Consider the following 9,967-nt stretch of genomic DNA (forward strand, 5'->3'; position numbering starts at 1 on the left):
AACCAATCATCAAAAATTTAATTTTCCTAAAGTAAGACACTATGTACCATGTTTGTAACTCAAATAGGATTGCTATAGTATCCCAATTCGATCGGATAAATCTTCTCATATTGATGATGAAATGCTGCGTGGAGTTGCTCATGTTCAGAGTAAATTAAATTGCGGTATTGAAAATATTGTGGAAGTACTCAATAATACTGATAAACAACTATCATGTACTGGCGGTATCAACGGACAACTTTTACAAGTTCTAATTACTAACGATTGGGAAAAACCCGAAGAAGGAGAAAAAGTTGCTCAACGTCTCAGTGGCTATAAAGATATCTTAGGAGTTATTGGCCACTACAGTAGTTCAGTCACATCTCATGTAGCAGATATTTATGGAAATGCTGGACTAGTTGCAATTTCTCCTGGAAGCACAGCTATCAAAAGAGTGTCTGGAAAAAATTATGGGCTTAAATTTAATAAATATATTTTCCGTACAGCTTTTTGCGGAAATATCAATCGTTGTTAATGATGTTATTACTAGTTTCTTAGATGAGCAATTTCAAAAATTATCACCATTAGAAATAAATATTATTTATTGGATAGCTCTCCGGCGTAACTCGGCTTCATTGATACAACTTAGAAGAGATACTATTAAAGGAGTAACGGTGGTATCACCGGCAGACCTTTTTAATACTTTAGATTCATTAATAGAAAAGCATTCACTAGTGGATAAAAATAAAAATGAAGAGGATGAGCCGGATGTACATACATTAGATTTAGTAATTCTCAAATATATCACTAACCTATTTGTTGAACAAAGTTTTTATGAGATTCTTCAAATAATTGAAAATCAAAGAATCAAGGGTTATGAGCTTTTTCTTACTCATAGTTTTATCACAGAAAACCCAGAAAATGAGGAATTAACTCAGGAGCAAATTAAACGGATTATTAAACCAATTCATAATAAGCTATTAATTCAGTTGCAGAGTCAGCAGCGAGTTGAGGAAGAACTGAGTAAGATTTCATCTCTATTAGAAGATAGAGGATTTTCGCAAGAGTATGCACATCAAAATATTTTGTACTTGATTTCAGATCGGCAACAATTGCACGGCGCGATCGCTACCTCGTGACGCAACCCACATCAGCGCTAAAAGCAGTCTACCGATCCAAACTCTATTCCCAAGTGGCGATAGGACGTAATACCTCCGGAATTTCTCCTTGAGATGCGGGAAACTCCAGAACAGTTTCGCTCAAACCTAAATACCTGGATTCAGCAAAAGATAACAGCATCCGCGTTAGTGCAAACCAAACCTCTGGCTCGTATTCCCAATCTTTATAACGCGAAGCTTTACCAGCAATAGAACGCAATGCCCAGAAATAGCTATTTCTGACTACAGATCCGCCCTTCTTATACTCTGGTACGTCTTCATGGTGAAGAAACAAAACTCCGTCGTTGATTTTGGCTCTCATAAGAAAAATTGTAATTCACCGAAAGTAGTAAGTGAGTAAAATATTTTTGTATCTTAAAGCAGGTAGTCAGCTTTGCGGTTAATCTAGTAACCTCGAAATATAACGTTACTCATTTGCTCTTCCGGAAAGTTCATGCATGGAGTGTTATTTATATCTATTGAAGAGAAAGAACGATTATTTCATACCAAGCTTGTCAAACACGGAGTGAGTTATTCTGATGCTGCACGAGTTGCTAAGATTTTAGCATCCGAAACACCAGATGAGCACTTAAGTGCTGATGATATACAACTGACCACAGAAGCTTGCAAAATTTGGTTACAACAACACAAGCGATTGATGTCACTTTTGAATAGGAACTAGGGATTGGCGATTAGGGATTGGGGATTGGGTTAATTTCCCAGTCCCCAGTCCCTTACCCCCAGTTAAATATTAGACGACAAACCCATACGGAAGGTAAAACCTGGACTATAAATACGATTGATACGCTCGTATTTTTCATCAAATAAATTTTCCAAGTAAACAGTTAATCCTAGAGTTCTCGTAATGGGGATGCGAGCACTAAAATCTAAATTAAAGAAAGACGGACTAAAATCTGTAATTTTATCCCCCTGTCGTTGAAATAACGCTCGACGCGCACCACTGTAGTAAGTTGCATATAGATTTGCCTGCCAACCTTTACTTTCATAACCAAGACCAAAAGACGCTACAGAGTAAGGGATCGTATTTAATTGCAATCCTCTTTCCGGTCCTGTTTTAATTTGTGCATCTGTATACGTATAGTTAAGAAAAGTTGACCAACCAGAACCGACTTTCCACTTCAGTGCTGTTTCTAAACCATTGGTAACCACTAAACCAATATTTGCCCATCTTCCTTGTACAACTCCCAATCGGTTATCTAAACTACTCCCAAAATACGTAAATTGTCCTGTTAAATTCTCAGACAATCTCACATCGACTCCCGCAGTCCAAGAAGAACCAGTTTCTGGTTCTAAATCGGGATTGGGATCCCAACCGTGTACTGTATCATATACGTACAACTGGTCTAGTCCGGGATTGCGCTGTCCTCCAGCCCAACTTCCTCGAAAAGAAAATGTTGAATTAATATCGTATTTCAAGCCCACGCTGGGATTAAGATAATTTCCAAATTCACTGTCAAAACTTTGTCTCAGCCCTACATCTAATAGAAAATTATCGCTAATATTCCAAGTCGTAACTGCAAAAAGTGCCGCGTTTAATAAATCTTGATTCTCAGTTTCATTCAAAGCAACGCGATTAGGAATTGTACTCAATACATCTCCAGTCAACCAAGTGTTTTTGAAATCTAAGCCCCAACGCAGCTTATTATTTGCTGTTATCCGCCAATCATGATCGACTCTAACGGAAAGAAGTTGAGTGTCTAACGTTCCATTACGATAAAACTGGCTGCTAGGTCCGTAAGTGTTGAAGTAATCTTGGTTGTAGCCTATAGAGGTTGTCAAAATAGAGCTATTGTCATTACTCAGTTGACTTTTCCAAGATAAACCAATGTTTAACCCGTCGTGGTCTAGGCGATCGCGTTGTAAAGGAAATCCAAAATAAATCAATCCCCTACGACTGCTCAATTTATTCACATCTAAACTAACAGTGTTCTTCTTATCAACATCTAAAGCCAGACTGCCAAAGTAAGTACTCGTTGATGTATCAGCGTTAAACAAGTATCCTTGACTATCGCGATTTGCCGCACCAACAGGAACGCGATAACGATTATCCAAAAACAACCTTTCAAAACTAAAATTGTATCTTAAAGAATTAATCGAAGCTGCATAGCTAAATTGTTGGTTATTGAGATTCAAAGAACCAAATTCGGCAGCTGCATTCAATCTAGGAACAATATCGCCTTGTTTGGTAATGATATTAACAACGCCTCCAAAAGCTGAGGAACCATACAGAGTTGAAGCTGCACCACTGTATAATTCCACTCGTTCGATCGATTCAACAGGGATGCTATTGAGATCGGTCGTTCCGTGATAGGTATTGACATTATTATTAATAGGTCTGCCATTAATTAAGAAGACAGATTGATTGATGGAAGCACCTCGGTAGTACGTGCCAGTATGGATATCAGCACCATATCCCGCATCATTAATAGCAAACCCCGGTAATTTTTTCAAAACATCCGCAACACTTGTCGCGCCTTGTTTTTGAATCTCCTCTTTTGGAATGACATATGTTGGAGTCGATTGAGGGAGACTATCCTCTTTTCCCGTCACATCGATAATGATGTCAGCATCATCATTGTCATTTGTAGGTTGTGATTCTTCTGTAGGAGAATTGCGATCGTCTGTTGTTTGAGGGGTTTTGCCTGGATTTGTTGGTGTTTGAGTGAGTAGTAATTTTGCACTAGTAAATGGTCGTTCTATCTCGTTTAAAGATGGAATATCAGAAGTTTTATATACGCGATCGTTTTTGTTAGATAACTTATTATCTTCTGCAACGCTAATGGAAGCTAAAACTAGATTAGCCAGCATTGCTTGAAAAACTAGAACACCCAATTTCATTATCCTGCCTCACCACACCAACTTATTGATTAATGCTCTTGACAAGTACAACCATAAATGTATAAAGAAAAATTGCTTTTGCTAGAGCATTTGTATACTTACGGAGAGTAAGGTGCCTTGTCAAAAGACAAGCTGTCAAACTAGAGGAAATTAGGAATTGTGTAAAAATACAATATATATAGGACTTCTATTTGATTTTTGAAATATATGTAGGGTGGGCAATACCCACCACATAAAGCCTTTGGTAAGCATTGCCCTACCTACAGTACTTAGATTTTTTCACAAATAAGATAGGATTGCTATATATAGCAATCCTATTTGATTTACAAACTACACGTAGGGTGGGCAATGCCCACCACTGAAGCTTTTGGTGGGCATTGCCCTACAATCCTTAAAATTGTTTATAAATGATTTAGGATTACTATATATATAGTTATAAATTAAGTCTTAACTGCAATATGAATACTATTACCCTTCAACTTAAACCTGTTATTGAACTGACAGACGAGCAATTTTATCTTCTGTGTAGAAAAAATCCCGATGTAAAATTTGAACGTAATGCCAGGGGAGAAATTATTATTATGGCTCCAACAGGAGGAGAAACAGGAAACTACAACGTGGAAATAGCAGCCGATTTTGTCTTTTGGAATCGACAAACAAAACTAGGAAAAGTCTTTGACTCTTCAACTGGTTTCAAACTCCCTAATGATGCTAACCGTTCTCCTGATGTCACTTGGATAAAACAAGAAAGATGGGAGGCTCTCACTCCCGAACAAAGAGAAAAGTTTCCCCCAATTTCTCCCGATTTTATTTTAGAGTTGATGTCTCCGAGCGACGAGCTAGAAAAAGTCCAAGAGAAAATGCGGGAATATATGGAGAATAATGTAAAACTTGGCTGGTTAATTGATCGAAAGAACCAAAGAGTAGAAATCTATCGCTTTAAAAAAGAAGTAGAAGTTTTACAATCTTCAACAGAACTATCAGGGGAAGATGTTTTACCGGGCTTTGTTCTTAATTTACAAAGTATTTGGTAGAAATCTTCTTAAAGAATCACTAAAAAAGTATATAGAGATTATTATGAACGCTATTACCCTTCAACTCAAACCTGTTATTGAATTGACAGATGAGCAATTTTATCTCCTGTGTAGAAAAAATCCTGATGTAAAATTTGAACGGAATGCGCGGGGAGAAATTATTATTATGGCTCCAACAGGAGGAGAAACAGGTAATTATAACGCTGAGATAGTTATTGATTTTGGAATATGGAATCGACAAACAAAACTAGGAAAAGTCTTTGACTCTTCAACTGGGTTTAAACTTCCTAATGGTGCTAACCGTTCTCCTGACGTCACTTGGATAAAACAAGAAAGATGGGAGGCTCTCACTCCCGAACAAAGAGAAAAATTTCCCCCAATTTCTCCCGATTTTGTTTTAGAGTTGATGTCTCCGAGTGACGATTTAGAAAAAGTCCAAGAGAAAATGCGGGAATATATGGAGAATAATGTAAAACTCGGCTGGTTAATCGATCGAAAAAACCGCCGAGTAGAAATCTACCGATTGGGAAAAGAAGTAGAAGTATTACAATCTCCAATAGAACTCTCAGGAGAAGATGTTTTACCGAGTTTTGTTCTCAACTTACAACATATTTGGTAGTCAGCTTCTAACTTCTAACTGACATTGCAACTACCTGTGAAGAATTTTCTAGTTGACGCTTTCCTCTAATTATCATCTTCACTTTATCCCCAGAAGCAAGGGTAACACCTCGTCTTTGAGGTTTTTCTAGTTGATGACTAGTTAGCTCTAATTGATAGCGCGACAGAAGAGTTGCTAAAACTAACTTGAATTCAAACAGAGCTAAAGCCTCACCAATACAACGACGCGCACCGCTACCAAAAGGCATGAACTCATAACGAGAAAATTGACGTTCTAAAAAGCGTTCTGGTTTAAACTCCTTGGGTTGCGGATACAAATCTTCTCGTTGATGCAGAAGATAAATGCAATTGAAAAGTAAAGTATTGGGATATAGCTCATGTCCGAGCAATTCTACAGGTTCTTGAACTTTCCGGGCAAAAGTTAACATGACTACCGGATGAATTCGTAAGGTTTCATGACAAACTGCTGTGAGATAAGGCAGTTTAGCGATACTCATTGGATCGGGTGAATCACCAAGCGATCTGAGTTCGTGAAGGAGTTTTTCGCGTACTTCTGGCAAATGGTGAACCCAGTACAATCCCCAAGCCATGGCTGATGCGGTGGTTTCATTTCCTGCTAATAGCAGAGTCATTAATTCATCTCGTAATTCTCGATCTGTCATTGACTGTCCTCGTTCATCCCTTGCAGAAATCAGCAATGAGAGAATATCAACGCGATTTGGATCTGCTTTTGTACGACATTCAGCAATTTCAGCGTAAAGTATTGCATCAATTTGCTCCCTCCAACGTAGAAATTTTCCCCAAAGGCTCCAAGAACCTAAATCTTTTTGTAAAAATGGAAAGAACAGCAAACTAGAAGTTAGAGGAGATTGAAAAACATCTGTTAATTGCCCAAGTAAGTACTTGAGTTGTTGGTAATGCTCTCCTTCAGAAACACCAAAAACAGTTTTTAACATGACTTGCAGGGATATGTCCTGCATTGCATGACGAATTGAGAAGGGTGTATTTTGCGGTATGCGATCGCAAACTTTTTCAGCCAAATTGCGGATTGTCTGTGCGTAAGCTCGCATGCGATCGCCATGAAATGGAGGCATCATGAGTTGCCGTTGCTGTCTGTGTTTTTGTCCCTCTAATATCAAGACTGAGCGTTCCCCAACCAAAGGTAGCAAAATTTTGTTTTCCTCACCTGGAGTTGTATACTTTTTCCTATCGTTGGTTAAAATTTCCTGAATTGCTTGAGGATGGTTAATAAATACTAAAGTGTCTCCAAAACCGACTACTTCAGCTGTAAAAATATCGGGATGTTGCCGAACAGCATTTTCCATGTACCCTACAGGGTCAACCACCCATTGAAGTCTTTGTAACAAAAGTGGGGTTTTGAGGCGATTGGGTAATGGTATCTGATTTTTCATACAAAAACTTTGCCAAACAAATTTTTAACCTGTACTGTTACAAGCACAAGTTGATATATATATATTCATCTTAAAAAACTTATAAAAAATTTTCAGTACTGTAAGGTGGGTATTCCCTACCAAAAGTATTATTATTTGGTGGGCATTACCGACCATACATAGTTTTTACTTACGGCACAGGGCATCGGGCAATAAACTTATTTCTTTCTACATCCAATTCCCAATACCCTATACCTATTTTTTCTGAGTTTTCATATATCGATATATAGCTGCAATATTACGAGCATCATCAATTCCCCGATGGTGTACTCCTTGCAATTCTATACCTAGATGCTGAAGTGCTTTTGCCATGCCAAAGCCTTTAGAAACGCCAAGATATTCTGAAAATTCCTTTTTTATATTTCTGTGTTCCGAACCAAAGGGATAGGAAACTTTATGAAGCTCACAATCCTGAAGAAATTGTTTCTTATCATAATTTCCCCAAGAGCAAAATATATGTCGGGGAAATAACACTGTCCATTCTTTAAACTGAGTAATAACTTCGGGAAAAGTAGAAGCTTTGTCAACATCTTGCTGGCGAATAGTTGTTAATTCCGTACAAAATTTTGTCAGTTGCGGATGTCTTACAGGTTTGACAAATTGCTGAAACTCAGAATCTAATTCCCAAGTGGTACTGTTAAGCATTACCGCACCAATTTCAATAATTTCCATTTCCTCACTGGGAATAAAGCCATCATCAGAACAAGTTGCTTCTAAATCGACTATTAAAAAATAACTGGCTCGATTAGTTGTCATAGAAAAGGTTATTGGATTGAAAAGTTTGAATCCAGCCAAAGCGGAAGGCAGTATCGATCGCAAATGCAGCTAATCCAAACCACAATATACTCTCAATTCCCATAATAATCAAAGGCAAAACACTGCTACCACAAGAAAGTCCAATGTCTAACTGAGTTAAGCCTCTTACCAAGCCAAAAGCTAACACGCCTCCTGACTTTAGTTGGAAGTTTTTATCTGAACGTATAATGTAGCGATATGTTACACCAAATAGCAAGCCGCAAAAAGCAGCAATACCAGCGCTAATAAACCAACGCAAATCCACCGTGTTTAAGGAAAAAGTACTGAGTATATTAAAGTACTTTGCAAGCGAGCTATTAACCAAAGCTGTTATGAAAAAAGCGATCGCAAGGCACAAACAACCCAGAAACCCAGCTTTTAAGGATTCGATACGTTCTGCCATCAGTTGAGGATCTAAAACTTTGTTCACCGTTTTCGTTCTGTTATGATTGGGAGACATTGCACTTCGATCGTAAAGCTTTGAGCCACAAACTTCAGTTCAGTCCATGGTTCCAGTATCATTAAGATTGAAGTTGTTTCGTAAATTTGTTTAAAAGTACCGCTATGGACATTTTGACACTAGGCTGGGTTTCTCTACTGGTTGTTTTTACTTGGTCAATTGCAATGGTAGTTTGGGGTCGCAACGGACTCTAAGGGAATCGTGGAAAGTCCATTTCTGAGTATTTTAGCTTTAGCTGCTGCGGTACTGCTTGTCACGGTAACCGGAGGTATTGGCTATTTGACACTCGCAAGTTGGCGCGATCGCCGTTTGCAAGAAGAAGAAAAACGCGAATTACGACGTTCTGCTCCCAAAAAGCGGAAATGAATCCTTTGCTTTGAGGGAGATTAGATCTGTTTTATTGGTTCTATCATGTCTTATCGGGGACACGGTTTTTCGTGTCCCTACATTATTATTTGATGAGAAAAAACCGCAGAGGGCGCAGAGTACGCAGAGGAAAGAAACAGGGGAGTGAGGATTTTAAACTGACAGTGGAGGTGGAAATCGAATATCTGAATGAAATGGTTCAAGGTTTACCGTGCGATAAATTGGTAAAGCGTATTCTAGATTTTCATGGGGACGAGCGATCGTGTGATAGGAAAGCACCTCGCCACCGTTAACGCGCACAGCCGCCTCTAATCCCGCAGCAACAGCAACATTCACTTCACCTACTTGTCCTCGTATCAAGACTGTAATGCGTCCTAGGTCGGTATTTTCATAACCGACAAGAGTTATACGAGCCGCTTTACACATTGCGTCTGCTGCTTCCAAGGCTGTAGGAACACCATAGACTTCTATCATGCCAAGTGCTAATGTCATAGATAAATTCGGTAAATATAATTAGATGGGTCTATTAATCTGAAAAAGACTGTAATTTAGTTGACCTGCTTAAATCTCAATATTAATTTGTGTTTGGATAAAATTTTCACGTGAGATAATTATCATCCATTCTTGCTTTGCTGTGTTAACTAACGTGATGAATGAACCAAATGCTAATGATGATGAACCTTGGAAAGAAGCTTTAGGGGAATATTTTCAGCCTTTTTTGCAGTTCTTTTTTCCTCAAGTTTATAGCTTAATAGATTGTGGGAGAATTTCAGCAATTGTTAGAGAGAATAACTCGCCCAGAAGCAGGAAACTAAAAGAAAAATACCCTTACTTAGTACTGCATTTCATAAACTCGGAGCGTAATATGTCATGCTGAGCGGAACACGATCGCGCTTTGTTCGAGAGCAGGTTCCGTGAAGCGAAGTATTTGGAGATTCTTCATTTTGCTTCGCTCCATTCACCAATGACATAGGTAACGCTCCGAATTTGTGCAATTCTATACTTAGCAATATGGAGTTGAGAAGAATTGAAAAGGGGTTTATATTTTTAGCGATCGAGAAAAGAAATCAGACGCCTCCCAAGTAAGGGGGACTATGAAGCTAATAACTATTTTTAGCTTAACAATTGTTTGCGTAGTAGAATGAGGTTGCTTTCCACAGCTTTCGTGTCAGGGTGTTCTGCTCCCAGCACTTTTAAGTTAATTTGCAGCGCTTGGTTGTACAGTGGTTCGGCTTCATCGTATCTTCC

Annotated in this window: 14 protein-coding genes; 7 read left to right on the top strand and 7 right to left on the bottom strand. The window is 38.5% G+C overall.

The genetic code is table 11. The annotated features are described in order from the left end of the window. The first annotated feature begins 121 nt into the window (after positions 1-121). Both ACKTT2_RS01670 and ACKTT2_RS01675 read left to right on the top strand, forming a co-directional pair. Entirely contained in the window at positions 122-514 is a 393-nt protein-coding gene (locus ACKTT2_RS01670) for an ABC transporter substrate-binding protein (RefSeq protein WP_407883311.1), read from the top strand. Continuing rightward, entirely contained in the window at positions 450-1,118 is a 669-nt protein-coding gene (locus ACKTT2_RS01675; protein WP_407883313.1) for a hypothetical protein, read from the top strand. Before ACKTT2_RS01670 ends, ACKTT2_RS01675 begins: the two co-directional genes overlap by 65 nt. 43 nt (positions 1,119-1,161) lie before the next feature. On the opposite strand, the gene ACKTT2_RS01680 is transcribed toward ACKTT2_RS01675, so the two are convergent. After that, entirely contained in the window at positions 1,162-1,458 is a 297-nt protein-coding gene (locus ACKTT2_RS01680) for a hypothetical protein (protein ID WP_407883315.1), read from the bottom strand. Between the two features lie 132 nt (positions 1,459-1,590). On the opposite strand from ACKTT2_RS01680, the gene ACKTT2_RS01685 reads away from it, so the two are divergent. After that, positions 1,591-1,818 carry a hypothetical protein gene (locus ACKTT2_RS01685; RefSeq protein WP_407883317.1) on the top strand — a complete coding sequence of 76 codons (228 nt, stop codon included), beginning with the start codon at positions 1,591-1,593 and terminating at the stop codon, positions 1,816-1,818. 62 nt (positions 1,819-1,880) lie between these two features. Here the strand turns inward: ACKTT2_RS01685 and ACKTT2_RS01690 are convergent, their stop codons facing one another. Then, positions 1,881-3,995: a TonB-dependent receptor plug domain-containing protein gene (locus ACKTT2_RS01690; protein ID WP_407883319.1), complete on the bottom strand. Its 2,115-nt coding sequence runs from the start codon at positions 3,993-3,995 to the stop codon at positions 1,881-1,883. A 458-nt stretch (positions 3,996-4,453) separates the two neighbouring features. On the opposite strand from ACKTT2_RS01690, the gene ACKTT2_RS01695 reads away from it, so the two are divergent. Together ACKTT2_RS01695 and ACKTT2_RS01700 are read left to right on the top strand one after the other, a co-directional pair. Continuing rightward, on the top strand, positions 4,454-5,029 hold the full coding sequence (locus ACKTT2_RS01695; RefSeq protein WP_407883321.1) for a Uma2 family endonuclease: 576 nt from the start codon (positions 4,454-4,456) through the stop codon (positions 5,027-5,029). Positions 5,030-5,072: 43 nt separating this feature from the next. Then, positions 5,073-5,648 carry a Uma2 family endonuclease gene (locus ACKTT2_RS01700; protein ID WP_407883323.1) on the top strand — a complete coding sequence of 192 codons (576 nt, stop codon included), beginning with the start codon at positions 5,073-5,075 and terminating at the stop codon, positions 5,646-5,648. Positions 5,649-5,655: 7 nt separating this feature from the next. Here the strand turns inward: ACKTT2_RS01700 and ACKTT2_RS01705 are convergent, their stop codons facing one another. From ACKTT2_RS01705 to ACKTT2_RS01715, 3 genes are all read right to left on the bottom strand, one after another. Beyond that, positions 5,656-7,059, bottom strand: a complete 1,404-nt coding sequence (locus ACKTT2_RS01705; RefSeq protein WP_407883326.1) for a cytochrome P450 — start codon at positions 7,057-7,059, stop codon at positions 5,656-5,658. Positions 7,060-7,293: 234 nt separating this feature from the next. After that, positions 7,294-7,854 (bottom strand): 3'-5' exonuclease, encoded by a 561-nt coding sequence (locus ACKTT2_RS01710; RefSeq protein WP_407883328.1) that lies wholly within the window; start codon positions 7,852-7,854, stop codon positions 7,294-7,296. Beyond that, positions 7,844-8,323 (bottom strand): hypothetical protein, encoded by a 480-nt coding sequence (locus ACKTT2_RS01715; protein WP_407883330.1) that lies wholly within the window; start codon positions 8,321-8,323, stop codon positions 7,844-7,846. The genes ACKTT2_RS01710 and ACKTT2_RS01715 overlap by 11 nt, the downstream gene beginning before the upstream one ends. 134 nt (positions 8,324-8,457) lie before the next feature. Between ACKTT2_RS01715 and petN the strand changes: the two genes are divergently transcribed. Continuing rightward, a complete protein-coding gene (gene petN / locus ACKTT2_RS01720; protein WP_072040835.1) occupies positions 8,458-8,547 on the top strand; it encodes a cytochrome b6-f complex subunit PetN in 90 nt (29 codons plus the stop codon). A gap of 7 nt (positions 8,548-8,554) precedes the next feature. Continuing rightward, entirely contained in the window at positions 8,555-8,719 is a 165-nt protein-coding gene (locus ACKTT2_RS01725; protein ID WP_407883333.1) for a hypothetical protein, read from the top strand. 153 nt (positions 8,720-8,872) lie between these two features. Here the strand turns inward: ACKTT2_RS01725 and ACKTT2_RS01730 are convergent, their stop codons facing one another. Both ACKTT2_RS01730 and ACKTT2_RS01735 read right to left on the bottom strand, forming a co-directional pair. After that, positions 8,873-9,211, bottom strand: a complete 339-nt coding sequence (locus ACKTT2_RS01730; RefSeq protein WP_407883335.1) for a carbon dioxide-concentrating mechanism protein CcmK — start codon at positions 9,209-9,211, stop codon at positions 8,873-8,875. 621 nt (positions 9,212-9,832) lie between these two features. Continuing rightward, a partial coding sequence (locus tag ACKTT2_RS01735) for a tetratricopeptide repeat protein (protein ID WP_407883337.1) occupies positions 9,833-9,967 on the bottom strand: 135 nt, incomplete at its 5' end.

This window comes from Scytonema hankhaensis NUACC26, assembly GCF_045865695.1.
Taxonomy (GTDB): Bacteria; Cyanobacteriota; Cyanobacteriia; order Cyanobacteriales; family Nostocaceae; genus Scytonema.